Origin of the sequence: Flammeovirga aprica JL-4, assembly GCF_012844305.1 — a bacterium.
In the GTDB taxonomy this organism is placed as follows: Bacteria; Bacteroidota; Bacteroidia; order Cytophagales; family Flammeovirgaceae; genus Flammeovirga; species Flammeovirga aprica.
In genome coordinates this window covers 75,957-102,335 of record NZ_JABANE010000018.1, presented here as the reverse complement: position 1 = coordinate 102,335, position 26,379 = coordinate 75,957, and the positions used below count along the sequence as shown (strand labels likewise).

The window sequence follows — 26,379 nt, the reverse complement described above, 5'->3', positions numbered from 1 at the left end:
TAGATATGTCAAACAATCTAATCTAGCTTTGTTGATTTTGATCTGTGAATTTATTTTTTCAAACAATTTCGTATATTCGTGTTGACTTTCCATAATTGAGAAATTTTGTATGTCGAAATTCAAATTTAATCAATTCGATGGAAAGTCATTTTTTTTGTCATATACTTAGTATTGATTTATATAATGTTATAAAGCAAACACTTTTTTATAAGAGTTTGAAAGAGAGTATTGAATAAGTTCATCTAAAGGGAATATGCAAGATACTTTCAGGTGCATTTGTAACTTAGCTGAAAGTGTAAATTGAGATAAAATGAATAGAATAAGTCTAATAAAACTAACATCAAATTTTAAAATCCGACTAAGAATTATTGGTGTATTTTTGATGATTTTTGGAGCATGCTCTTTTTTAAGCGGCGTTATACTTTCATCTGATAAGTTTGATTATAAAGGTGAGGTCCCGTTGAGCGATGTTCAAGATATTATTATTGATCAAGATGGATTCATATATTTAAGTTCACAGTTTTACAGTAAGATACTATGTTACAATCAATTAGGTGAGTTTGTTAATAGTTGGAATGTAAAGGCTGGAAATGGTGTATTTAAGATGCTGAAAACAAAAAGTCAAAATATTCAAGTTGTTACAGCTAGAGGTAATAAAAGGTTATTATTTTCAAGATCCGGTGTCTTGATACATCAAGAAATACTACCTGATTATGTTTACAATATTACTGAAAGAGCAGGAGAAACAGTGAACTACAATAATTATGATTTTTGGATAGACAATTCAACATGGAACACGAAAATAATCCGTTCAAATGAATTATCTCCTGACAAGGTAATAATCAATCAGAGTATTCTTTATTTCATATTGAAAGCACCTTTACCAGCTATTTTATTTATTGCTATAGGAGTGATAGTAAATATTAGTCTTATGGCAGTAAGGGAATAGGTAGTTGGGGCTTTATTCAACTACTTCCCACTCAACAAAAGGTTTTGTTATTTTTCTCTTTTCTCTAAATATTAGCACAGAACTGCATAGAAAAAGGATATCGTACTCAAAGTAACAGCGTAACATCTTATCAAACTTTTAAATTTTTTCAGATTTGAATTAGTGAAAAAAATTAATTCAACCACTTTTATTGTCTAAAATTAAAAATAATTCACGTTGTTATCTAAAAATATGTTAAAATCATGCGTGTAATATTCTACACATTAGTGTGATAAATAAAATATCATTTACATTAGTAGTATAATAAATCTTAAGAGGAAGACGTCGTTTCAAGTTGGAATTTTAAGGTATATCAAATACGCTGGAATTTTTTATTACCTAACACTTTTTTTATGCTATACACTTTCATGCACGAATCTTGACTAATCCTCCTCATCCATTTTATGTATGACTTTCTCCATTTTTAAAGCAAAAAAGGAGATTAGATAAAAGGTTATTATGTAGTGATAATAGTACTATTGTTAATCATTTTATTATAAACGATACCAGACATCGTATTAATAAATTGTCATCCCGGTTATACTAAAGTGGGATGGCTTTTTTGTCTTTGAACATTTTTGTTAGTATCTAAAAATTGAGCACAAAAAAAGGAGCCAATTCTCACTGACCCCTTCTTCAATAATCACTTATTTATTTTGATTGATATAAATCGCCGCTTGCTTTTTCGATATTCGTACAAGCTACTTTATATTTCACCTTAGCATCTATATATTCAGCATAAGCCAATTGCCAGTTCACTTGAGCATCTGTAACTTCAATGATTGGTGATAAACCATCTTTATAACGGTCCGTAATCATTTTCAAGTTTTCATCAGCTTTTGCTAGTGAAGCATTGGTCAATTCCACTCTTTTTGCCGCTTCATCAAGAATATATCTTGCTTCATTAATATCCAAAATAACTTGGTCTGTTATTTTTTCTTTATTTAAAACTGCAATCTCAGTTTCGATTTTTCTCGCCGCCAATTCTCTTTTCTTTTTCCCTGTATGATAAATCGGAATTGAGAACCCAGCACCTGCATAGTAATTTCCTTCTGGAGCATTGGCTAATTGTGGTGATGGAGCACCGTACAAGCCTTTTGCAAAAACATGAAGGTTACCTTTATACTTTGATGCAGTTAAATCAGCATTAGCATGTGTAGCTTTAACTTGTGCTACTGATTGCTTGATTTCTGCCCTCTGATCTAAAGCTCTTGAAACGACATCGTTGGTATCAAAAATAAATTCAGAGAAGTCCACTGTATCTTCAACAACTGTTGTTGAGATAATTTCTTTACCCATCAATCTGTTCAGGTTCATGATGGAAATATTGTAGTTGTTTTGTGCTTTCAAGACTTCAAGTTCTGCCTCATTCAGTTTCACTTCAGCCATTAAAAGGTCATTTCTACTGACAATCTCAGCTTCGTATTTGTTTTTTGCAACATCTACTAACGTTTGTACTGAATTTTGGTATTGACGAGCAAGCTCTAAAGACTCTTTATCACCTACACTTTTCCAGTATAATTTATCAGCATAAAATAAAAGCTCAGATCCAGTATAATCACGGTGTGCAGTGGCGATTTCTTTTTTCATTTGCGCCAATTTAATTGCACTTTTCACTCTTCCGCCAGTATATAAATCCTGTTTGATGGTAATGTTGGCGTTGTAGTTATGATGAATTGGCAACCATTGATCATCAGGAGCCCCAACAGGCTTAAAACCTGTTGGATCAAATGGACGTCCTGTGTAACTATAACTTGCACCAGCGTCAATCTTAGGACCTTTATCGCTGTTAGCTACTTTGATATACTCATCTGCAGCACTGATTTGCATTTGAGCGGATTGGATATCTTGATTATATTCCAATACTTTTTGCCTGTAATCTGTCACTTTTAATACCTCTTGTGCTTGAGTACTCAAAGAGAAGCATAAAGCTGAAAAGACGAATAAGATATATTTTTTCATTACAATTAAGCCTTTTTTAAGTTGAAGAAAATCGCGTAGAATATTGGTAACACTACTAGGGTAGCGATGGTAGCGGCAAATAAACCACCCATAATTGCGGCTGCCATACCTCCAAACAATGGATCGGTGATGATTGGTGCCATACCCAAGATTGTTGTAGCGGCGGCCATGGATACTGGAATTGTTCTTGAAAGTGCCGCCATAATCAAGGCTTCATATTCATTGAGACCGGATTCCATTTCTATCTCTACCTGTTCCACCAGTACGATGGCATTTTTGATTACCATACCTACCAATCCTAATAGACCTAAGATGGCCATGAATCCGATAGTTTGTCCGAAGACTTTCATACCTAAGATGATACCTACCCAAATCAATGGTAAGATCGCGATGATCGCCATTGGTTTTCTGAAGCCTTTGAATAAGATGATCAATACACCTAGCATCAATACGGCTGCAATTGGAAGAGGAGCAGCAATCGCTTCATTAGACTGTTGTTGGTATCTTTTCAGACCGTCCCAGAATAATGTGTAACCTTCCGGAAGTTCCATTGCTTCAATGATAGGAACAATTTCATTTTCAACCTCAGGACTTTCGTAACCAAAAACTACGTCACATTGTACAGCGATCATTCTCTGACGGTTGTATCTCCAAACCCAATCCTCTTCGTATTTGTATTCGTAATCGTCAACAATTTGATCAAGGGGAACCATTTTTCCTTCATCGGAGAAGACTGGAATTGTACCTAAATTACTATTGTCGTAATTCTTTCTCGTAATTTCTTTTACCAGAATTGGCATTCTCTTATCTCTCTCTCTGTATTCACCTACTTTCACACCTTCTCTCAACATTCGAGTGGCAGTGGCGATATGTTCTTTCGTTACGCCCAATCTTCTACCTTTTTCTTCTGAATAGATAGGTTTCCAGATTGGTGTTTTTTCTCTCCAGTTATCTCTGAAGTTTTTCGCTGTTTTTACATGAGCGATTCTTCTTTTTGCTTCTTCAGCTAACTCTCTTAATACCACTGGATCAGGACCTGTAAAACAAGCTTCAATATCCGCTTTTGGCGTTGGAGCAGCTTTAAACAACTGGAATACACTGATGGCGTGAGGTAAACTATCTGTAGCAAATTGCTGTGCTCTCATCATCACGTCATTTGACATTGATGGGTCTTTCACTTGTACCAAGAAAGAAGCAAGGTTTCTAGTGCTACTCCATGATACAGAAGCCAAATAATATCTTGGAGGTGTGCTACCCACTGTGATCGATACAGTTTCTACCTCAGGCTGTCTTAATAAGAAATCTTCAAGTTTTTTAGAATCTTCATAAGTGAAGTCGATAGGGGTGTCAGTAGGCAACCAGTAATCTACTTTGAATAATGGTTTCGATACGAATGGGAAGAAACTTTGCTTCACTGAGTTACCCCACATTGCGAAAGCCACAAACACTGCAATTACACCACCTAAACTGATCCATCTATGTTGGATTAATTTTTCTAATAAACCTCTGAATGTTTTGAAGAATGCATTATCATAAGGATCACCTGTTTCTTTTGGTTCTTTCAACATAAAGTCACCATAAACCACTGTCTGAGTAAGGGCAAATACCCAGCTTAAAAGTAATGAGATTGACAATACGTAGAATAATGGTTGAATAGTTTCTGCTGTATCATCCGTTGCCAAGGCCAACGGAAGGAAAGAGAAGATAGCGATAAACGTCGCACCAAAAAGACCCCACTGTGGAATTGAAGCACCACTAACTAAAGCTTCTTTTTTCTTCACACCTTTCTTCATTGCATTGATAGCATTATCAGCGACCACAATCGCATTATCTACCAACATACCCATTGCAATGATAATCGCCGCAAGTGTTGTTCTGTTCAGTGTCAAGCCAATGTATTCCATAAATACAAGGGTAGTTACAATGGCAAATACTAAACTTGAACCGATCAATAAACTAGGTCTTACGCCCATGGCAAACATCAAGATCAAAACTACGATGATTACTGACATTACTAAGTTGTCAATGAAATCCATGTTTGCTTCCTGTGCTACTCTATCTTCATGGTAGATACCTACAAGCTCTAAACCAACAGGAATTGTAGCTTTTAAAGCCTCTAATTTGGCTTCAACTTTCTCACCTGTTTCCACAATATTCAATCCTGCTTCATTTGAAACAGCAATACCGATAGCAGGTTGACCATTTACTCTCATCAATACATCGGCAGGGTCTTGGAACGCTTGTTTAACAGTTGCAATGTCTCTTAAACGGAATTGCTGACCGTTTTTACCTTTAATAATCAGGTCTTGAATATCTTCAATACTGCTGAAAGAATTAGTTGCATCTACTTTTAATGAAGTTCTTCCAGAGTTGAAAGTACCGCCTTGCACAATTTTGTTATGACGTTCGATTGTATTAAAAACGTCCGTAGGGCTTACACCAAGATTGGCTAATTTTGTTTGAGAGATCTCAACATCGATTACTGGATTTTGTTGACCATATAAAACAACTTTTGCAACTCCTTTAATCGGTTTTAAATTCTTTTGAATATAAATCGCATAATCTCTCAGCGTGTTAGGGTCAATACCATTTTCAGCTTTTAAGGCATAGTACATACCTAATACATCACCGAAGTTATCGTTTATATTTACTGGACCAGCGCCTTCTGGCAAGTTCAATTCAGCATCTCTCACTCTACGTCTGATCTCATCCCATTTTTGTTGCAATTGGTCTGGATCAAAGTTAGGAACAATCTCAAGGTCAATCTGAGATAAACCTCTTCTTGATTCTGATTTGATTTGTTTTAAGTAACCTACTTTTTGAAGCTCTTTTTCAATCACCTCTGTCACCAGTTCCTCAACTTCCCATTGGGTTGCTCCAGGATATTCAGTAGTGATGATTACTTGTTTGATGGTAAATGGGGCATCTTCTTGTTTACCAAGATTAAAGAAAGATTGTATACCCGCGACCAGTAATACGACGAGAAAGAAGTGTATTACTTTTTTATTTTCAATGGAATACTTTGCAATACTCATGTTATATCTTTTATGAAGTTGTTATTTAGAAGCAGTTGGATTGAAATCAAGAACTCTGGCTTTTTGCCCGTCTTGAAGTAAATTAGCTCCATATTCCACTACTAATTCACCTGATTTAAGACCACCAAGTATTTGTATTTTATCTTTATCAACTAATTGACCTAAACGAACTTCTCTTTTGTTCACTACTTTTTTAGCAGGATCAAACACCATTACTGAAGGAGATTTATCCGCTCCTTTTTGAAGAACAGAATAAATAGGCAACAAGATCACATCGCCTCTAGAAGTATTTCTCTGATCCATTTCCACCGTCACCTGACATGCCATACCTGAACCAACCGGTGTATTTTTGATCATATCTTTCGTAGTCGTTAGGTATAAGAAAACAGGGAAACCTGTAGCACCTTCTGAGCGGGCACCAACTTCTTTTAATGTAGCATCGAAAACTACATCAGGGTAGGCGTTTAATTTTACTTTAAAACTTGTTACATAATCAAAGTAACGAATAAAGCTTTCAGGAATAGTGAATTTGACCTCAATAGCAGAGAAGTCCAATAAGCTAGCAATAGGTTGCTTTGCAGCGACTTCTTGATAATTCTCAACTAATTTTTTAGAAACGATAGCATTAAAAGGAGCATATAATTTTGTGTCCTTCAGTGCATTCTCTGCGTCTTCATATTCTGATTTTGCAATAAGATAAGCCGCTAATTTCTGATCATATTCATTTTGAGGAATAGACCCTTTGGCCAAAAGACCTTCATATCTTGTTTTCTCAGCCTTCGCTTGAATAAAACGTGCTTTCTTTGCTTGAACGTTTATTTTGAAATCACGAGGATCAATTTCGGCAATCAAATTTCCTTTTTTAATATCTTGGCCTTCTTCAGCGTTCAATCTGATAAGTGGTCCGCCCACTCTAAAAGAAAGACTCGATTCTTTTGTCTCTTTTGTTGTTGCACTAAATGTTTTATTAGAAAGATAATCTGCAGTAGTTGTTGTGATTACTTTTACTGGTCTGATCACTTCTTTTTTTTGTTGCTCTTCTTCAGAACAAGAAAACAGTAACGAGAATAAGAAAAGTAATGAAATAGAAATTGTTAAATTTTTTTTCATGTTGAATAAGTGAGTTATCTGTATTAATGATTATGTATTTCTAATACGATATTGAACGAACGAATGATTTAATACCATTGTTAATAAGTATTAATATCTTTATTTGTCTTAAATATTACAAGGGTTTTGTTGGAGTTATTACCCTTATAATCAGTTTTTTCATGGAAAAATATAATTTTTTATTCCGAAAATTATTAGTTGTAATAAAACCTATTATTGAAAGGTGTAATACCATTTAGATCATTTGGTTTTATAAGAGTTCTGGGTAAATATTAAAGTGAATGCTTTATTTTACAATACATAGTAATAAGGGTTTAATTAAGATTGTTATTCTTTAAAATGAAGATAGTCAGTAAGATAGCGTATTGTTGATTTAGTTTTAATTAAAAATAAACTTTCTAAGTCCAATATCATTCAATTTAGCTTCAAGTTTTTAGAACTCAGTGGGGTAAAGGATATAATCACAAACAAAATTTGTTTTTTTAGATTTAAATGTGAAAGTAACTTAAAATTAATAATGTGTTATATGAAGTGATTTAGTTCAGTTTATGGTTTTTTCTATCATTTAGAATAAATATCTAAATAAGTATTTTATACTATGTTATGCGATTATTGAAACTTATTTTTGTATTATTTTAATGCTTGAATACGGAGTCTTCTTTTATGGCTTCTTTGAAATGTGTATCATTGCATTATTATTCATTAGACTGATTCAAAATTTAAACTAAACATGGCAAAAAAGAATTCAACTGCTTACTGGATGCGTATCATTCATAGATATCTTGGCTTTTTTCTAGCAGGTATAATGGCCGTATATGCATTTAGTGGTATAATTTTAATTTTTAGAGATACTGATTTTCTTAAAAGGGATTATTACTTCGAGAAAACAGTTGATGCAGGGCTAGCAAAAGACAAAATTGGTAAAGCCATAGGTGTGAGAAGGTTAAAAGTCAGTAAAGTAGATGGAGATCTATATTACTACAAGCAAGGTACATATAATGCAAAGACAGGTGAGGCAAAGTATACTTTGAAAAAACAGCCTTATATGATTGAGAAAATGAATCATATGCATAAGGCAACATCAGGTGATCCGCTTTTCTTTTTGAATATATTCTTTGGAGTATCACTTTTCTTCTTTGTACTTTCTACATTTTGGATGTTTGCCCCCAAAACAAAGATTTTCAAGAAAGGGATATATTTTACAATGGGAGGAATAGCATTGACACTTTTTGTGTTATTCTTTGAGTAAAAACGAAAGAATTTGAATAACAAAATCCCCCAATTGGCGATGATAGCCAATTGGGGGATTTCATTTATGTAAAGCAAAATTTATTGCAGAAGTGTTTCTCTTCCTTTTTGCTGATTTCCTTTCCCCAAGTTTGCCCTTAATAATGAAATATAAATGACTGCAGGTAATAGGCATCTATCTTTAGGAGAACCTTCTATCTGTTCGGTCATTCCTTCCTTTACTAATATTTCAAAGGGCAGTGAAGTTACCCCAGAATTTTTGATACCCAAAGCCTTTTCATGAAGGTGGTTTAAAAGCTGTTGTTCTAATTCTAAACAATTTTTTCCTGAAGAATATGGAACGTATAATTTATCAAGCAGGTTTTGAAGTATTTGAAAGTATGGTACTTTTTCCTCTCTTAATAAACCCGCTAAAGTTGTATTTCCAAGTACTTGTAATTCTTGTCCGATTCGTATTGAATATTTATAATAATCTTCCTCAAAAACTTGAGATTCAATAGAATTGAGCAACCTGCTTCGCTTTCTTAGCGATTGATCTTGCTCAAAACACAAAATATTAAATAAAATTCCTAATTGCTTGTTATCACATTCGCCTATAAAATGTAAATCTTTGTCCAACACCATTATACGTTTTTTTTGTTTAACTATTAACTTATACTGAATGTAGGTGTGCAAAGATTGATTTATTAGATTTTGTTGCGGGAGGTTAACGTATGATTACATTCTAGTGCTTTTGAATTGCCAACATTATGTTATCTTCGCATCCGCTTTCTATTTCAATGGAAGTGAGGTATATTCCATAAAACAATATAAGACACCATGAAAAAGCATAATCAATCTTTAGAGCAAATACAAAATCACCTTGGTTTTCAATCTTTTAATACCATTCAAAAGGAGACAATAGAAAATTCAAAGAAGCATGAAGAGTTGATTTTACTTTCACCTACGGGGTCTGGAAAAACATTGGCTTTCTTATTACCTCTGATCAACAAAATCAATTTTGATTTAAAAGAAGTACAGTGTGTGATCATCGCTCCATCAAGAGAATTGGCTTTGCAAATTGAAGGTGTTTTTAAGAGCATGGGAACAGCTTTCTCCATTAATAGTGTTTATGGTGGTCATTCTTTTAAGATTGAAGAGAAAAACCTCTCTAATCCTCCACATGTTTTGGTGGGGACTCCAGGTAGATTAGCAGATCATATTGATAAAGAAACATTTGATTTCAGTTGTGTTGAGTTTTTGATTTTGGATGAATTTGATAAAGCTTTGGAATTTGGTTTTCAGAATGACATGGAGTTTATCATTGAGGAACTTCGATCGATCCATTATAAAATGTTGACCTCTGCCACTGAAAGTGATGAAATCCCTGAGTTTGTGAAGATGACCAATCCAGTGGTGATGAATCATCTTGGCGGACAGTTGCCTCCAAAGTTAGAATTGAAGTTTGTTCAGTCTGATGGTGTAGACAAATTGGCTGTACTTTTCAAATTGATTTGCAAAGTAGCGGATGAACCTACATTAATTTTCTGTAATCATAGAGCGGCAGTGGACCGTATTGGAGAACATCTGAAAGAAAATAATATACCTCAAGAATCTTTCCACGGTGGCATGGATCAGGAACAGAGAGAAAGGGCTCTGACAAAATTTAGAAATGGTTCTGTACATGTTTTCTTGACGACCGATTTAGCGGCAAGAGGATTGGATATTCCTTCCATCAAACATGTGATCCACTATCAATTACCACCAAAAGAAGATGCCTTTATCCATAGAAACGGAAGGACAGCAAGAATGGACAAAGAAGGAGTGACTTACCTTGTAATGTCTTCAGAAGATGAGTTTCCGGAGTATATTGAAAACACCCCTGTTCACTTATCGTTACCTTCTGTTGAAAAAATGCCAGAATTACCAGAGTGGGAAACACTTTATATCAGTGGCGGTAAGAAAAATAAGATCAATAAAATTGATATCGTAGGTTTATTAGCCAAGAAAGGAAAACTGCAGAAAGAAGAGATTGGTTTGATTGAGGTGAAAGACTTTATGTCGTTTGTGGCGGTGAAAAGATCCAAAGCAAAGGAGGTAGCCGAGATCGTCAATAAAGAAAAAGTGAAGAAAATAAAGATCCGTGTAGCCATAGCAAAGTAACGTGTTTGGCATGATTCTATCTGACAAGTAGTGCGAGTATTTAATCTAACTATAAACTACTGTTACTATGAATCAAACGAGCACCTTATTATTAGGCATTGCCTTAGCAATAATTATGCTTGGTATGGGATTATCTTTGGTACCTGACGATTTCAAAAGGATTATTAAAAAACCTTGGGCGGTTTTGATTGGACTTGTATTACAAATTGTAGTCTTGCCAATTATCGCTTTCGGAATTGCTTATTACCTCGCCCTGCCTTCATTTATTGCTTTAGGCTTAATTATTCTGGCGGCATGTCCGGGTGGACCAACCTCCAATCTTATCACGCACTTGGCCAATGGAGATACAGCATTGTCTGTTACCCTGACAGCGGTAAGCAGTTTTGCTACCATTGTTACCATTCCATTTGTGATCAACTTAGGTTCATCATTCTTTCTAAGTCAAGATCAAACGATCTTATTAGATGTGCCTGATACTATCAAAAAGATATTGATAGTGAGTATCGTTCCAATCATCCTTGGAATGAGTATTCGTAAATTTTTACCCAGTTTTGCTCAAAAAATGGCAAAGCCCACACGTATTGCCTCAACAGTTATTCTAATTGTAATGATTGTGGGCATAGTGGTAAAGGAAAGAAACAATGTGATTGCTTATTTTGCGCAAGCAGGCATGGCTACACTTTTATTGAATATCATTACTATGGGATTAGGTTATGCAGTGGCCCGATTAGCACAACTGAAATCAGCTCAAGCCACTTCAATTGCCATTGAAACGGGTATTCAAAACGGTACAATGGCTATCACAATAGCGATTGGTATCATGGGTAGAGTTGATCTATCTATTGCAGCAGGAGTGTATTCATTGATTATGTTTTTCACTTCAGGAGCAGTGATTTTTATCTTCTCTAAAAAGAATAAGAAGGAAGAAGTATTAGGCTTCTCAGAATCTAAATAAATATTAACTGAATTGACAATAGCCCTATGATATTCGTATCATAGGGCTATTTTTGTGTAATTTTACAAATAAAAAAGTTATGGCAGAAAGAAGAGAAGTTAGAGAAGAAGAGCTTATTTTGGCAAATCATTTAATTCAATTGGGAGGAGAAAACCCATCGGATTTTGAATTGCCTACTATGGTGGATGATTATGAGAATGGTAAGATGGGGAGTATTAATTTTACCCCTCCTGAAAAATCACCTTATAAAGGAGACATCATTCAAGTTATCTATAGAGATATTGATAGTGTTCCTGTAGTGATTACATTGACAAAAAGTGAGAGCAATGAGATTTTAGATATGGATTTCTGGAAAAAAGATTTTTCTAAATTACAGCAATATCCTAAGCCGGAAGACGTTCAGGTTTTCAATAATAATGGTCTAGTATAGAGTAGATTACAATTTTGCTTTCAAAAAAGCTGTCGCTTTTATGCATCTTTCTTAATTATCACCGTCTACAATCCAAAAGTATAGATATGAATACAAAAGACATTTGGAATAATTTTCATCAAGAACTCGAAGGTTTTATTACTTCAAAAGTAAATGAAAAAGATGAGGTACAAGATATTCTTCAGGACGTCTTTATTAAGATACATGAGAAAAAAGCATTACTGAAAGATGAAAAACAGTTAGGGAGCTGGATCTATCAGATTACTAGAAACTCTATCATTGACTTTTATAGAAAAAGAAAACAGAACAGTACATTTGATGTCGATCAGATGGATTTACCACAAGAGTTTGATGATACAGATAGCAATCTTCAAGCTTGTGAAGCCTGTGTAAAACCTTTTATTTTACAGTTGCCCGAAAAATATCAAGATGTTTTAATGAAAGTAACGTATCAGAGAGTTTCACAAAAAGAATATGCACACCAACATCAACTATCTTATTCGGCCGTTAAGTCAAGAGTACAGAGAGGCAGGGAGCAATTAAAACATTCTTTTGAGACTTGTTGCACTCAGGTTGATGATGGTTTTGGTAATATTACTTTTGATTGTAAATCAGGTAATTGCCATTAATGATTAAAGTTTTTTCGTTTTTTCTGCGTCCCTTTTCAAAAAGCTCGTCTATAGAAGTGAAAATGGATTAATCACCTCTAAAATTTAAAAGAAATGATCGATAAAAATATCAAATGTGCCGATAATAACAGCTGTACTTGTAACTGTGATTGCTGTTCTTGTACTAAAGAGGAGAACGGTACTTGCAAGTGCACTTCAAAAGATGCAGACTGCTGCTAAGCTTTTCTAAATCAAATTAAAAGGTCTATAAGGATAAAATTATAATATTCTTATGGACCTTTTTCATTGGGTGATATTAGGCAATAGAGGTTGATTTTTTTTCTGATTGATGCGTCTTTTTTAAACTTCCACGTCTATAGGGGTGAAAATGATTGGAACACTTCTAACAAATAAAACAATGAGCGAAAAAGAAATTAAATGCTGCGAAGATAATAAGTGCAACTGTACATGTGATTGCTGTGAGTGTACTTATGATGAAAATGGCAAATGTGTTTGTAAAAGCGAAGATGGTAAAGAATGTACTTGCGAATGTAAGTGTGATGAAGAAGGGAATTGCACTTGTACTTGTGACAAACAAACAGTGGATTCTTGCAACTGTGATTGCGAACCTAAAGCAACTCCACTAGATAAAAAAGAGGTAGATGCGACTACAATTACGGGATGTTGTAAGCCAGACTGTTGCTAAACCAAACATAACTAAGTAATAAGACAAAATTAAATAACACCAATTCATATTATTTTTTCTGATTACTGCCTTTTAAAAAACTTTAAATAGAACCACTATTTATACGTTTTTCAGCGTTGTACTCATAAAAAATAATCAAGAATTAATTATCATTTATTTTTGGCTTATTACTTAAAAAAGTCCATCAAGAAAATTAAATTCCTGATGGACTTTTTTTATCGAATTGAAAACTCTATTTATTTAATATCGCTTCAAAATCGGCCATAAAAGCTGAAAGAACATAAGGATCAAGGCTAGAATGATCAAACGTAATAGACAAAGGAATCAATAATTGTTCTCCTTGTTGGTAACGCTTGCCAAAATAGAAATAAGGTCTAGCAGAGTCCAAAGCTGAAGCATGCAATTGAAAACTTGTAAATTGAAGGTTGGGTAAGTTGCCAATAAAATGTGTAGAAGCCCAAACTAAAACCGGTAAAGGTTCGAAATTGCCATCTCTATTGAAAGCATAATCCAAACACTTCTTGTAATTTTTGAAGTATTCTTCAACAGTAGAAAGGGCAGGGTCTTCCACAATAATCTCTGTAAATCTTGTTTCACCGCCTACAGCAATAGGAGAGAAGACCGGAAGATTATCAAAGACATACCATTCATCGTCTAGTTTTCTATATCTGAAATAGGGGTGCTTTTTCATTGCTTCAACTAAAGCCCACATCAAGTAAGCGGTAAAAGAAGCACCTTCATATTGTTTTAAATTTTCCTTATAAAACTGATACCCTTTAGTGATATCTACCTGAAGGGTCATTTGTAGATTAGGTTCTCTAACAATTTCTTTTTGGTGAAAAAAGTCCAAGGACCATTGTTCATAAGAACTCACTTCGTCCATTTTTAACTTTTTTCCACCGTATTTCTGGAGTAATTCGTCTTTTTCCATTTTGATCAATTTAGGGCGTAAAGATCTTCAAATTTAATGGTATTCTTTCTTTATCTAAGAGAGTTAAATCTAAATAAGTTTCAATACAAAAAAGAGTCATGCTGAACGTATCAACATGACTCTCTTTTTAATATTTATATTTTAATTAATTACCAGTATAAACATGTGTTTGTGGCACTTCCTGTAAAGGGTTTGCTTTGGGTTGAATTCCAAAATGAACACCTGCCAAAATAACGCCTAATGTACCGATAATTACTGTAGCTCCTTTGATAATGTCTAAAATGTCTTTCATAGTATAGATTCTTTATTTTGATTTAAAAGAGTTGTTCTTTCACTTTAAACAAACGGAGAACCTATACTTGAGTTCAATACATTTTAGAGTGTTAACAAAATGAACTTTTTGGCTCTAAATCTTAATTATTCGTAAAAGAAGTTGTGTTGTAAAACGGTTTACCTGAAGTGGTTATGCCTTCAATCTCTACTTGATAGTTTGTGGCTTTGTCATCCGTAAAGAAAGTAATATTAGCTTTTCCATTTTCATCAAAAGTAATATTAGGCTCCCACAATAGAGTGATTCTATGATCAGGTTTAGCATGATCATCACTCTGTACATCGTATTTTGGCTGATAGAAAGTTCTGCTTGTGTAAAAACCTGGAGAAATAATACTATCAATCCCTTTCACTACATAAGAACCGCCTCCACCTTGACTAGTGTAAATTGCAATTACGCCATTAAGAGAATTGGATGTGTAGATACTTCCTTCTGTCATGTCCAATACATCAATAAATCCCACTTCAGCCATGGACATAGATTGCAACATATCAATATCCACTTGAAAACCATCCAATACAATCGGCAGTTCTTGATTGCCTCCACTCGTTACGATAGTTTGTCCATTTTCATCTTCTTCAAACGTAGCACCGCTTCCAGCCATCAAACCAGAGCGACGAAGTACCTGTGAAGTTCTCATTTCCTGCTGTAAAAACTGCCATACTGAAAGGCCAGCCGCATAGGCTAAAGAGTCAGTGACATATCTTGCAGTATAATTGGAGTGTAACTTAGAAGAAGGTTGAAAATCATCTAGTTCTGCTTCGTCAACGATTTCTATTTCATCAAGAATGATGGTTTTGGTATTAAAAGCACGGTCTATTTTTTCTATATTTAAAATTTCTTTTTCAAACTGGGCTAATGAGTTACCTTTTGGCAAAACGGCTTTTTTCTCACCAATAGGAGAGGCTAGAGGGGGTTCTAATTCAAAAATCGAGATTTTAACGGAAGTATTATTCGTCACTTTCTGCCTTCTATCACTAAACTTTTTCGCTTGGAAAATAAAATTCGTAGAATCAAAAAATACCATTCCAGTAAAAGTAAAACCACCTTTGTCGTCTGTTAAAACAGATTCATGAATAAGGCCTCTATCCAATGAAGTCATTGTAATTTCCGACTTCTGGTATTTCTTTTCATTCCAGAAATTACTCGTTCTACCTCTTAAAGATATACCTGGCTCAGGAATAAACTTCAAATCCAAACTATCTTTAGCATCTTCAATCCAATTGATTTTTCTATACCCTTGCGTCAGCATCAGATCATCAAGGGCATACTCCTTTTTGACGTCAAAATTCTCAAAATACCATGAAGGGTTTTCGATATTACCCTTTAATTCATTAGTCAAAATCAGTTGAGAAATGATATTATTTTTTTTCTGAGAGAGATCTACTAATTTTTGGTCTACAATTGCAACTGAAGCATCCCCAGAAAGAGGATCTCCATTTTCGTCTTTTAAATCAATGCTTAATTCTACTTTTTCTCTTTTCTTGTAAGCATCCCGATCTAAACCCAGTTTAACCCCTTGAGGAGTGTAATGAAATACAACTCTTTCAACAATAGGCTCCAATTTATGATTAAGCAAAGTAAGTTTGATGATGCCATTATTTACATCCGCTAGAGGCATTTTGATAGGAATCAACTTTTTATCGGCAGGGCATTTCCATGAATACAGCACTTTGTTATCAGAGGAAGCCAAAAGATAGCCACCTTCTTTTAATTCATCATTACTAGAAATTACCTTAACATATAAGTCCTTTCTTTTTACAACAAAAAGAGTAGTTCCAGTCTTTTGAGCTTCAGGCAGTGCATACCTTTTCGGCGATTTCTCATTTGCATCTCTATCTAGAATAGCATAATAACGGTTATTGTTTGAGGCATGTATAAAGAAATTGCCCATACCGAGGTCATTACTTTCTACTTTGGTGATCAGTTCATCATTTTGGTCATAAACCTTAGCAGAGAACTTTTCACCATAACCGTTTTGATTTACTAATTTAATACCGATTTTGGTCGATAAATTCTCAATAAACTGACCACTTTCCGGGAAGAATTGAAGGTCATATTTTTGCTTTCTATTTAAAAACTGTTCATTGGTAGTCCCAGCTTCCAATACTGGAGTTTCTACTCTAAGTGAATCAGGATTAATTTGATAGATTTGAATTTCTTGATTAAAAAAATTGCTGTCGCCAAAGTTTCTCATCCAGCTTGTGTAGGCACGAAGTCTATAACGCCCTTCCTCTAAATCAGTTCTCAGTTTAAAGTCACCATTACTGTGATCACCTTTACCATAGATTTTTTTCTCATCAACAATTTCTCCACTAGGTGAAAGAAGTTCCACATGGACCGCTTTACTCCATTGGTCACCCAAAAGGGTAGAGGCCTTTCTTAAATATACTTTGAACCACAAATTTTCGCCCGCCATATAATAGGGCTTATCGGTGTGTACATAAATAGCATCATTCGTTTTCAATCGGTTGTTGGTATTGATCATTTTAATTAATTGATCAATACTAGAAACCTCTTCCCAACCTGTCAGTGCAAAGACTGTGATTAAGACAAAGGGGATTAGTCGTAATAATTTCATTTTAGTAGTCACGTTTAGTTTGTCATTTAAAAGGTTTTTTTAAGAGTAGTTTAATTATCATTACGAATTAAATCTATCTCAATCCAAAAATAAAGTAAACCATGATTTTTTCAAATTATCCTAAGTATTGTACTAAAAAAAAGCTAACATAAAACGAATTTATGCTAGCTTCTTGACTAAGAGATGCTTCTCTATTTTATAAGATCTATTTTAATAGTTCATCGACTGCTTTGCGTAATTGTTGATCAATTCCTTCAACAACAACATCCTTATCTTGTGCAATTTTCACATCTGGCTCAATTTGTTGATTTTCCAAATAGTTGCCATTCATATCTCTTACACCCACTTGCGGAATACCGAAAACTAATGTTGGATCTTGCATTCTTTCCCACCAAACAGCAGTCATTGTACCTGGTACAGGCATACCTATGATTTTGCCAATACCTAATGTTTTATATGCATAAGGGAAGGCGTGTGCGTCAGAGTAGTTTCCTTCAGAAGCTAAAACCGCAGAAGGTTTCGTCCACTTGTTGATCGGTTCAGTACCGAATTTCTGATTGTTTGGAACAAACTGTGCATATACTTTTCCACTTAAGAAAGTAACAAGATCATCATGCAACCAACCACCGCCATTAAAACGCGTATCTACAATTAATGCTTCTTTCTTATAGTTTTTACCCAATGCTTCAGAGTATAAAGTTCTAAAAGAAGAACTATTCATACCTCTCACGTGTACGTAACCTACTTTACCATTAGAAGCTTCTTCTGTTTCCTTTTCTCTTTGTTTCACCCATCTTTTGTAAAGAAGGTTACCCAAACTACCTTGAGAAATAGGTTTTACTACTGTTCTAAATACTTTGCTGTTACTAGGATCAAGAATTGTAAGGTGCGTTGCAATGCCTTTTTTATGATTCAATAGTTGGAAATAATCTTGATTTGCAACTACTTTTTGACCGTCAATTTCTGTAATGATCATTCCTGCTTTTATATCTTCCTCCACTTTTGTCAGTGGACTTCCTTCAATCACTTCAAGAATTTCTACCCCATCATTTTGATAGTCAGGATTATAGAAAGCACCAAGTGAAGCGGTTTGATCACCATTTGAAGGAGCATAGAAACGACAACCTGTATGTGAACCATTCAATTCTCCCAACATCTCACTCAACATTTCTGAATAGTCGTAATTATTGTTGATATAAGGGAGGAATTTAGCATATGAAGTTTTGTAATATTCCCAGTCGATCCCGTGGATATTTGAATCATAAAACTTCTTTTTCACTTGTCTCCACACATGATCAAACATATATTCTCTCTCCGCTGCACGATCTAAATAATAGGATGCACCATAAGAAATACCTTTCCTTTTATTTGACTTTACGTCCATTTTGGCAAATTTGCCATTTGTGATGAAGAATAAATTTTTATGGTCTTTATCAAACTGTAAATTGCCTCCATAGCCTGATAATTTCAAGACTAATTTCGTTTCATTTTTACGGATATCTTTAGCCCATAAATCATAACCACCTTCAAAACTTGACATATAAAACAGCTTACTGCCATCTTTTGTCAATAACATATCTGATGTAAAAGAAGAGTTGATAGTAAGACGTAAAATACGGTCTTTCATACCATCAAAATCAATCACTAAAGCTTCTTCTTTTTCATCAACTTCTTTGTCGTTTCCTTTCTTTTTCTTCTTTTTAGAATCGTCTTCCTTCTTTGCTTCTTTTTCCTTTTTCTCTGCCTCTTTTCTAGCTTCTTCCAATAAATCAAACTCCTCTTTTGAAAGCTGGAATTCATCAAAAGCCTCTTTCGTTAAGAATAAAGCGAATATATCATCTTCAGCACCCCAGCTACCATGACTTCTAAAACCATAGCGATCGTTAGAGAAAATAATAGCTTTACCGTCCATTGCAAACTTAGGTTGACCACTGTTATAACCACTTTCGGTAAGGTTGATAATATTCTGATTACCAGATGCATCTACTAAAGCAATATCAGTGCTTGTCCATTGATTAGGAGAGTACTGAACTGCAAACCATTTTCCGTCAGGTGACCAGTCATACGCTTGATCTCCATCAGAATAAGAATAGTTGTAAGTACCAGGTAAGATCACCCTTTCTTTTTTAGTATCAAGGTTGATCACTTTCAAAGTAGTTCTCTCTTCCAAAAACGCAATTTCATCACCTTTTGGTGACCACATCGGTTGGAACTCTTCTTCAGCCTTTTCTGTAACCACTTTTTCTACAAATGAAGAAGCTGAAACGAAATATAGATCTTCTTTATTTTCAATTTCAGAAGTATAAATATTCCAAGAGTCGTTTCTTTCACCTGCATAGACAAGTTTTCTGCCGTCAGGGGAGAAGCTTACTGAGCGTTCTTGCTCAGGAGTTTTAGTGATTTGAACAGTAGTATTATAATCTACTGAAGTTACAAATACATCACCTCTTAAAATAAAGGCCATTTCTTTACCATTAGGAGAAACCGCAATCTGATTACCGCCACTTGATTTTCTCTCAAAAGTGACATTGTTGACTTTATTGTCATTATGGATTTCAATATTCACTTTCTGAGGTGTTTGCCCTTTCACGAAAGTGTAAATTTCACCATCATACCCAAAACACATTTTTCCATCTTCAGCCACCGTTAGGAAACGAATTGGGTGTTTTTCGAAAGAAGTCAATCTTTCTTTGTTACTACCGTCAAGTTTTGTAGTCCAAACATTAAAAGAACCTTCTTCCTCACTTAAGTAAACGATGGTTTGATCATCTTTATAAAACTGAGGATAAAGGTCTTCTCCTTTGAAAGTGGAAATTTGTTTGTGCTTATTTGAAGCTATATCATACACCCAGATATCTCTAGTCACAGAAGAGGTATGGTGTTTTCTCCAGTTGTCTTCATACCCTTTTACATCTTGATAAAGGATTGTTTTTTGGTCCTTACTGTATTTTGCATTGACTGCAGAAATACTTAAAACCTGCTCAGGTCTTCCTCCTTCAATCCCAATACTATACAGTTCTGGTAACCTTGCATAAGGGAATTGAGCACTTTTTTGATCGTCCAAAATCGTTGCAGTGTACAACACTGATTTGCCATCAGGTGTGAATGATGATGGGATTTCTTTGTTAGAATGATACGTTAAGCGTTGAGGTGCACCGCCTTCTGCATTCATAACGAAAACATCAAAGTTTCCGAAACGGTCAGATGCAAATGCAATTTGTTTGCTGTCAGGGCTCCAAACGGGAGCATAATCATGTGCTACATGATGTGTAATTGCTTGTGCTTTTCCTCCATTTGTTGGTACAACATATAAATCACCTTGATATGCAAATGTGATTTTTGAGCCATCGGGAGAGATCGATGGATACCTCATCCACAATGGGGACTGAGCAAAGCTAGAAAACCCTATAATACTCATTAGGGCAAAAAAGACTAGTCTTTTCATAAATTGAATTGATTAAAAATTTATTTATAGTTTGTCTTGACACTGCGTGAACTTAATAAAAAAATAGGAAGGAAATAATTTTTCGAGAGGATATTTGTATTACAGGAGTTATTTTAATGCGACACAGTTGCATTATTATCTTTTTATGAACTTTATACACTTCTTAAAATAAGATAAATCAGTGTATTATTTAAGATAATTTTTCGTCGTTCTATAACTTAAGGTTGATAAATTACATCTTATCTTGTAATCTGCTGTAAATGTGTTTAGTACTACATGTTCAAGAGTGTGAATAATGTTATAAGCAATAAAATTAATGAATGTTACAGTGCAGTTAATCAGGTGTATATGTGATTTTGTACTATGTTTTTATAAAAGTTAAATAGTTTTCAATTACAAAAAACCTTTCTTAGAATTGTATCAGTAAATAACATAAAGCACAACCTAATTTTATTATTTTAAACCTAATCAAAATTGATTTAATGAGATACATCATCTTATAACACGCTGAACTTTCGACTTACTTCAATATTGGAGTAATCTAAAGCATACATTTTATTGAGCCTTTTCATTTTGCTATTAGTAGCTTGATGGATTGTCTTTACTATTAAGGCAATTTTAATCAGTAGTACTATAGACTTGAAATAGTCATTCTTATTTCATTTTCCATAATTTGAATAGTAAGACTTTAATTTATTTTATATGTCTTTCTAATCGGTTTTGCTATATAACATTATATACTTCGGTTTAAGTAGATCGAAGGATTAATACGTATGTCAAAATTTAAAGTGGATTGCTATCGCCCTGTGATTTTACATTGGGATACTGATTACTAATGTCCTACATATCCAATCAATCAATTATTATTTTATTAACATGAAAAAAAGAGTACTACAATTTCTCTTTCTTTTCTTGGGGGTGGTCAGTATGGCCTATTCACAGGAGAGAACAATTAAAGGTGTCGTTCGTGACGCTGATGGACAAACCCTTCCGGGGGCCACTGTAATGGTGGAGGGAACTACTAATGGTTCTGTTTCAGACTTTGAAGGAAATTATTCGGTAACAACTTCTGCTTCAGGTGGGGTTTTAGTAGTCAGATTGATTGGCTATAAAACACAGAATGCTGAAATTGGTACAAAATCAGTAATTGATTTTACCATGGAAGAAGATGTGGAACAGCTTGAAGAAGTGGTAGTTACCGCATTAGGTATTGAAAAAGATAAAAAATCACTGGGTTATTCTGTTTCAGAAGTAAAAGGTGATGATTTGAAAGGAGCAGACAATGGTGTATTGAATAACTTGAATGGTAAAGTGGCAGGTGTTCAAGTCAATACATCATCTGGAGCTCCTGGTGCATCTTCTCGTATTACTATTCGTGGTAACTCTTCATTGACAGGTAACAACCAACCGTTATTTGTAATTGATGGAGTACCGATTGATAACACTTATAATTCAGGAAACACATCAAGTGGTGGCACTGACTTTGGTTCACCAATCAATGATATCAACCCAGACGATATTGAGTCAATGTCAGTATTGAAAGGTCCAAACGCAGCCGCTTTATATGGTTCAAGAGCACAAAATGGTGCTATCGTAATCACTACAAAATCAGGTAAAGGATCAAAAGGATTGGGTGTTACACTTTCCAACACTACTACGTTCCAAAAGCCATTGGTTTTACCAAATTACCAAAACGAATACGGTCAAGGTTTAAATGGTCAATTCTCATTTTCAGATGGTAAAAATGGTGGTACTTATGATGGAGTAGATGAATCATGGGGTCCTAAATTAGATCAAGGTACAAGCATTCCTCAGTTCTACTCTAATGGAGAGCCAGTGCCGTGGGTATCGAATCCTAATAATGTGGAAGATTTCTTTGAAACAGGACATATTTCAACAACGAATTTATCCATCCAAAATGCTACGGATAAGTCAAATGTTCGTTTCTCTATGATGTACTCAGATCAAGAGGGTATGGTGCCAAACACAGGTTTGGAGAACTATTCGGCTTCATTAAACTTTGGTCATAAAATCAATGAAAAATTACAATTAGATACTAAAATTACGTATTCAAGAAGATCTTCAGATAACTTGCCTCAGCAAGGTTACGGTGAAAATAACGTCATGCAACAGTTTGTATGGTTTGGTCGTCAGGTAGATACAAATATGCTGAAAGACTACAAAAAGGCAGATGGAACGCCTTACAACTGGAACTACAACTACCATGATAACCCGTATTGGATCTTGAATGAGAACACAAACTCACAGTTAAGAGACCGTGTAAATGGCTATGCTTCATTGAAATGGAACATTACAGATTACTTAAACTTCAAAGTGAAAGGTGGTACTGATTTGTATACAGAAAATCGTTTATCGAAATCAGCAATGTACTCGATCAATGACCCTGATGGTGGTTTCTATGAATCCAACTACTTTGTAAATGAGACCAACTTTGATTTCTTGTTCTCGTTCTCAAAAGATTTTGGTTCAGACTGGAATGTGAATGCCAACTTTGGAGGAAACAACATGTACAGAGTGTATAAATCAAACTCTATGGAAGCCTTTGGTTTAGCTTCACCGGGCGTTTATACACCAGCCAATGCAACTGGTCAAGTGGAATCACAGACTTACTTTGAAGAGAAAATCATCAACTCATTATACGGTACAGCTTCGGTTGGTTTCAGAGATTATTTATTTGCCGATGTAACATTACGTAATGATTGGTCTTCTACATTACCGGTACAAAACAACTCGTTTATGTATCCATCAATCAACCTATCTTATGTATTCTCAGAGCATATTGATTTGCCTTCATGGATCTCTCAAGGTAAAATTAGAGGTGGATGGGCCGAAGTAGGTAACGATACAGATCCTTACAATACAATGAACGTTTACACAAGTGGATTGCCATATAATGGTTACCCGATGTTTAAATATGAAACTACTCAAGCCAATCCTGATTTAAGATCAGAAAGAACACAATCATGGGAAGTTGGTTTGGATATGGGATTCTTCAATAACCGTTTAGGATTTGAAGTAGCTTATTATGAAAAAGCAACTTACGATCAAATTGTTCCAGCAGACGTTTCAGCAGCATCAGGTTATAGATATTCTTATATCAATGCAGGTCAAATCGATAACAAAGGTTTTGAATTAATGGTATTTGCCACTCCTGTACAGACTGATGAGGTAACTTGGGATGTATCATTCAATTTCTCAAAAAACAAAAACGAAGTAGTTGAGCTTGCAGAAGGTGTAGATTCATTTGTATTAGGTGAATACTGGGGCTTAACAACAGAGGCTCGTCCGGGTGAAGAGTTAGGAACATTTTATGGTTATGCTTACCAACGTGATGATGCAGGTAATGTAATGGTTGATGAAAATGGTTTCCCAATGAAAACAGAAGAGAAAGTGAAGTTAGGTTCTATCAACCCGGATTGGAGAGGTGGTATCCGCAACTCGGTTTCTTACAAGAACTTCACATTATCAGCATTGATTGATATTTCTGTTGGAGGTGATATCTTCTCTGTGACTAACATGTTTGGCCAATATGCAGGTGTACTCGATGTAACAGCTGTAAATCGTGAAGCTGGGAGAGTAACTAATGGTGTAGGTGTAGACGGTAATCCGAATACAATTGTAGTTTCTTCTCAAGATTACTACCAGTCACTTTACGGAATTCATGAAGAATTTTTATACGATGCTACTTATGTGAAATTGGCTGAATTGTCAATCGCTTATAACATTCCATCTACTTTCACTAAGAAATATGGTATTCAAGGGATGAGCGTAGCATTTGTAGGTAATAACCTTTGGATGATTCATAAAAACGCTCCGAACATTGATCCACAAGCGGGCTTCGGTTCTAGCTTAGACGGTCAAGGTTTTGAATTTGGTCAGTTGCCATCACCACAAAGTTTTGGTTTCGACATCAAAATGAAATTCTAATTTCTGAGCAAGTGAATTATTAAAAAGTTGGGAGAAATTTCTCTCAACCTAAATTTGAAGAAGAATGATAAAATCAATTATATATATCGCATCAATTTTGATGACCTTGGGGATGACTTCATGTTTCAAAAACTTTGAAGATATGCAGACCAACCCTAACTATCCTACAGATGTAAATCCAGGTAATTTATTTGCCAATGCCACTTTCTCCAGAATTGGAGGTGTTTATGGAGTGCAAGCTGAAGATTTCAATATGACAGGAAGCGGTCTTTGGGCACAGCATTTTGGTAAAATCCAATACATCGATGAAGACTACTATGAATACAGATCCAATGTAATCGACTTATACTGGAAGTATATGTATGCAGGTTCATCATCAAACGGTACGGCTTCATTGTATGATTTAGAGCTGGCATTGATGAAAATTCGTCAATTGAAAGAGGCATTACAAGCAGAAGGGAATCAAGATGTGAAAGCGATTGCAGATGCTGAAGCAATGGAAGGTGCAATGTTAGTAGTTCGTACTTATCTTTTCTCTGTAATGACTGATGTTTGGGGAGATATTCCTTATTCAGAAGCTTTAAAAACAGTAGCATTAGGGTATGAATCAACGATTACTCAGCCAAAATATGATGCCCAAAAGGACATCTATGACGACTTCTTTAACCGTTTGTCAGAAGCCAATGAATTACTTTCTCACGGTGGAAATGTAGAGCCACAATCAGATATGATTTACGGTGGAGATGCTACAAAATGGCAAAAGTTTGCGAACTCGTTGGCAGCAAGATTATATATCCATATTTCAAAAGTGGATCCTTCAACAGCGGCAAGTGGTTTGGATTTGATCTTCAGTAATCCAGCAAAATATCCAGTTTTCACTTCGATTGAAGACGATGCAATGCTTACGTATGCAGGTACTCAACCTTACGAGCACCCTTTCTTTGAAAACTATGTTCGTGATTCACGTGATGATCATGCTATCTCGTATACAATGGTTGACATGATGAAGCAAAGAAAAGATACGCGTATGTATATCTTCGCAACGCCAACACCAAATTCTATTGCAATGTTTGATTCTACAGGAAATACTGCAGATATTAAATATGAAGGTATCGAAAACGGAAAACCAAAAGAGGAGGATTTCAGAATTGCTGATATTTCAAGAATTGGTGTATTGTACAGAGGAACAGCAAACAGTGTTTCACATGTGATGTCTTATTCTGAATTAGAATTTATCAGAGCTGAAGCAGCTGCAGTATTAAACGTAGGAAGTGCAGGTGATGCTCAGTCGGCTTATGAAAGAGGTATTCACGCTTCTTTTGAAAGACAATATAAATTGGCTGATCAATATGGTATCAGAACTGCAGAATTTGTTGCCCAAAATGGTAGCACTACTTTCTCAGAAAAAGTGGTAACAGAATCTGATGGTACTGATATTGAAATTTCATTGGCCAACTTAGAAGATCATTACAAAAGAACATTGGAAACAGAGGCGGTAGCTTGGAATGCAGGGAATACGGCACAGTTAATTGCGGAGCAGAAATTTATTTCCATTTTCACAAATGGTCCTGAAGCATTTACTGAAGTTCGCCGTACTAATTTCCCACAGCTTACTTTTGTAAGAGGTGGTACACAATACAAAGGTTTAGGCCTTCCATACCGTTTCCCTTATGCAATTTCGGAACAAACTACCAATGGAGCGAATTTAGCTCCTGCAATGGAAGGAATCACCAACACAATGTATGGAAAAACGCTTTGGTGGAATACAAAAGCATTTGACAATTATAGAACTATTGAAAAGTAGTAGTATAGATTAGATTTCAATTCAGTTACGCAATATTGAATTGGAACTTAAAGTTTAAATTAAAGGAATCACCTCTTTGGTGGTTCTTTTTTTTATTTGTACTAGGACAAATGAAAACAGGTGTTTTGTAGACCCATAATTGAAATTATGGGCTT

The 26,379-nt window shown here is 34.9% G+C and carries 16 protein-coding genes; 8 read left to right on the top strand and 8 right to left on the bottom strand.

The genetic code is table 11. The features are described 5' to 3' along the window. The first annotated feature begins 310 nt into the window (after nucleotides 1–310). Nucleotides 311–949, top strand: a complete 639-nt coding sequence (locus HHU12_RS08905; protein ID WP_169656391.1) for a hypothetical protein — start codon at nucleotides 311–313, stop codon at nucleotides 947–949. Between the two features lie 690 nt (nucleotides 950–1,639). On the opposite strand, the gene HHU12_RS08900 is transcribed toward HHU12_RS08905, so the two are convergent. From HHU12_RS08900 to HHU12_RS08890, 3 genes are read right to left on the bottom strand one after another with little or no spacing between them, the layout of a single operon-like run. Next, nucleotides 1,640–2,950: a TolC family protein gene (locus tag HHU12_RS08900; protein ID WP_169656390.1), complete on the bottom strand. Its 1,311-nt coding sequence runs from the start codon at nucleotides 2,948–2,950 to the stop codon at nucleotides 1,640–1,642. A gap of 5 nt (nucleotides 2,951–2,955) precedes the next feature. Then, nucleotides 2,956–5,985 (bottom strand): efflux RND transporter permease subunit, encoded by a 3,030-nt coding sequence (locus HHU12_RS08895; RefSeq protein ID WP_169656389.1) that lies wholly within the window; start codon nucleotides 5,983–5,985, stop codon nucleotides 2,956–2,958. 21 nt (nucleotides 5,986–6,006) lie between these two features. Then, nucleotides 6,007–7,095, bottom strand: coding sequence for an efflux RND transporter periplasmic adaptor subunit (locus HHU12_RS08890; protein ID WP_169656388.1), 1,089 nt, complete (start codon nucleotides 7,093–7,095; stop codon nucleotides 6,007–6,009). Between the two features lie 730 nt (nucleotides 7,096–7,825). On the opposite strand from HHU12_RS08890, the gene HHU12_RS08885 reads away from it, so the two are divergent. Beyond that, nucleotides 7,826–8,344, top strand: coding sequence for a hypothetical protein (locus tag HHU12_RS08885; RefSeq protein ID WP_169656387.1), 519 nt, complete (start codon nucleotides 7,826–7,828; stop codon nucleotides 8,342–8,344). An 80-nt stretch (nucleotides 8,345–8,424) separates the two neighbouring features. On the opposite strand, the gene HHU12_RS08880 is transcribed toward HHU12_RS08885, so the two are convergent. After that, nucleotides 8,425–8,961 carry a DUF3944 domain-containing protein gene (locus tag HHU12_RS08880; RefSeq protein WP_169656386.1) on the bottom strand — a complete coding sequence of 179 codons (537 nt, stop codon included), beginning with the start codon at nucleotides 8,959–8,961 and terminating at the stop codon, nucleotides 8,425–8,427. A gap of 201 nt (nucleotides 8,962–9,162) precedes the next feature. Between HHU12_RS08880 and HHU12_RS08875 the strand changes: the two genes are divergently transcribed. From HHU12_RS08875 to HHU12_RS08860, 4 genes are all read left to right on the top strand, one after another. Beyond that, complete coding sequence (locus HHU12_RS08875; RefSeq protein WP_169656385.1) at nucleotides 9,163–10,485, top strand: DEAD/DEAH box helicase; 1,323 nt, start codon at nucleotides 9,163–9,165, stop codon at nucleotides 10,483–10,485. A 67-nt stretch (nucleotides 10,486–10,552) separates the two neighbouring features. Then, nucleotides 10,553–11,440: a bile acid:sodium symporter family protein gene (locus HHU12_RS08870; RefSeq protein ID WP_169656384.1), complete on the top strand. Its 888-nt coding sequence runs from the start codon at nucleotides 10,553–10,555 to the stop codon at nucleotides 11,438–11,440. A gap of 79 nt (nucleotides 11,441–11,519) precedes the next feature. Further along, a complete protein-coding gene (locus HHU12_RS08865; protein WP_169656383.1) occupies nucleotides 11,520–11,870 on the top strand; it encodes a DUF6984 family protein in 351 nt (116 codons plus the stop codon). A gap of 86 nt (nucleotides 11,871–11,956) precedes the next feature. Further along, nucleotides 11,957–12,499, top strand: coding sequence for a sigma-70 family RNA polymerase sigma factor (locus HHU12_RS08860; protein ID WP_169656382.1), 543 nt, complete (start codon nucleotides 11,957–11,959; stop codon nucleotides 12,497–12,499). A gap of 917 nt (nucleotides 12,500–13,416) precedes the next feature. On the opposite strand, the gene HHU12_RS08855 is transcribed toward HHU12_RS08860, so the two are convergent. The 4 genes from HHU12_RS08855 to HHU12_RS08840 all read right to left on the bottom strand — a co-directional run bounded on the left by HHU12_RS08855 (nucleotide 13,417) and on the right by HHU12_RS08840 (nucleotide 20,472). Further along, entirely contained in the window at nucleotides 13,417–14,115 is a 699-nt protein-coding gene (locus tag HHU12_RS08855) for a CatA-like O-acetyltransferase (protein ID WP_169656381.1), read from the bottom strand. 145 nt (nucleotides 14,116–14,260) lie between these two features. After that, nucleotides 14,261–14,407 carry a hypothetical protein gene (locus tag HHU12_RS08850; protein ID WP_169656380.1) on the bottom strand — a complete coding sequence of 49 codons (147 nt, stop codon included), beginning with the start codon at nucleotides 14,405–14,407 and terminating at the stop codon, nucleotides 14,261–14,263. A 121-nt stretch (nucleotides 14,408–14,528) separates the two neighbouring features. Further along, nucleotides 14,529–17,027 (bottom strand): hypothetical protein, encoded by a 2,499-nt coding sequence (locus HHU12_RS08845; protein WP_169656379.1) that lies wholly within the window; start codon nucleotides 17,025–17,027, stop codon nucleotides 14,529–14,531. Between the two features lie 205 nt (nucleotides 17,028–17,232). Next, nucleotides 17,233–20,472 (bottom strand): S41 family peptidase, encoded by a 3,240-nt coding sequence (locus HHU12_RS08840; protein WP_169656378.1) that lies wholly within the window; start codon nucleotides 20,470–20,472, stop codon nucleotides 17,233–17,235. An 876-nt stretch (nucleotides 20,473–21,348) separates the two neighbouring features. Between HHU12_RS08840 and HHU12_RS08835 the strand changes: the two genes are divergently transcribed. Then, entirely contained in the window at nucleotides 21,349–24,420 is a 3,072-nt protein-coding gene (locus tag HHU12_RS08835) for a SusC/RagA family TonB-linked outer membrane protein (RefSeq protein WP_169656377.1), read from the top strand. Nucleotides 24,421–24,484: 64 nt separating this feature from the next. Beyond that, nucleotides 24,485–26,224 (top strand): SusD/RagB family nutrient-binding outer membrane lipoprotein, encoded by a 1,740-nt coding sequence (locus HHU12_RS08830; RefSeq protein ID WP_169656376.1) that lies wholly within the window; start codon nucleotides 24,485–24,487, stop codon nucleotides 26,222–26,224. The last annotated feature ends 155 nt before the right edge of the window (nucleotides 26,225–26,379 follow it).

Excerpts from the sequence above, each read along its gene's own strand:
- HHU12_RS08865 (WP_169656383.1), top strand. The coding sequence starts at position 11,520 with ATGGCAGAAAGAAGAGAAGTTAGAGAAGAAGAGCTTATTTTGGCAAAT.
- HHU12_RS08860 (WP_169656382.1), top strand. The coding sequence starts at position 11,957 with ATGAATACAAAAGACATTTGGAATAATTTTCATCAAGAACTCGAAGGT.
- HHU12_RS08875 (WP_169656385.1), top strand. The coding sequence starts at position 9,163 with ATGAAAAAGCATAATCAATCTTTAGAGCAAATACAAAATCACCTTGGT.
- HHU12_RS08835 (WP_169656377.1), top strand. The coding sequence starts at position 21,349 with ATGAAAAAAAGAGTACTACAATTTCTCTTTCTTTTCTTGGGGGTGGTC.
- HHU12_RS08830 (WP_169656376.1), top strand. The coding sequence starts at position 24,485 with ATGATAAAATCAATTATATATATCGCATCAATTTTGATGACCTTGGGG.
- HHU12_RS08885 (WP_169656387.1), top strand. The coding sequence starts at position 7,826 with ATGGCAAAAAAGAATTCAACTGCTTACTGGATGCGTATCATTCATAGA.
- HHU12_RS08905 (WP_169656391.1), top strand. The coding sequence starts at position 311 with ATGAATAGAATAAGTCTAATAAAACTAACATCAAATTTTAAAATCCGA.
- HHU12_RS08855 (WP_169656381.1), bottom strand. The coding sequence starts at position 14,115 with ATGGAAAAAGACGAATTACTCCAGAAATACGGTGGAAAAAAGTTAAAA.
- HHU12_RS08890 (WP_169656388.1), bottom strand. The coding sequence starts at position 7,095 with ATGAAAAAAAATTTAACAATTTCTATTTCATTACTTTTCTTATTCTCG.
- HHU12_RS08845 (WP_169656379.1), bottom strand. The coding sequence starts at position 17,027 with ATGAAATTATTACGACTAATCCCCTTTGTCTTAATCACAGTCTTTGCA.
- HHU12_RS08840 (WP_169656378.1), bottom strand. The coding sequence starts at position 20,472 with ATGAAAAGACTAGTCTTTTTTGCCCTAATGAGTATTATAGGGTTTTCT.
- HHU12_RS08850 (WP_169656380.1), bottom strand. The coding sequence starts at position 14,407 with ATGAAAGACATTTTAGACATTATCAAAGGAGCTACAGTAATTATCGGT.
- HHU12_RS08900 (WP_169656390.1), bottom strand. The coding sequence starts at position 2,950 with ATGAAAAAATATATCTTATTCGTCTTTTCAGCTTTATGCTTCTCTTTG.
- HHU12_RS08870 (WP_169656384.1), top strand. The coding sequence starts at position 10,553 with ATGAATCAAACGAGCACCTTATTATTAGGCATTGCCTTAGCAATAATT.
- HHU12_RS08895 (WP_169656389.1), bottom strand. The coding sequence starts at position 5,985 with ATGAGTATTGCAAAGTATTCCATTGAAAATAAAAAAGTAATACACTTC.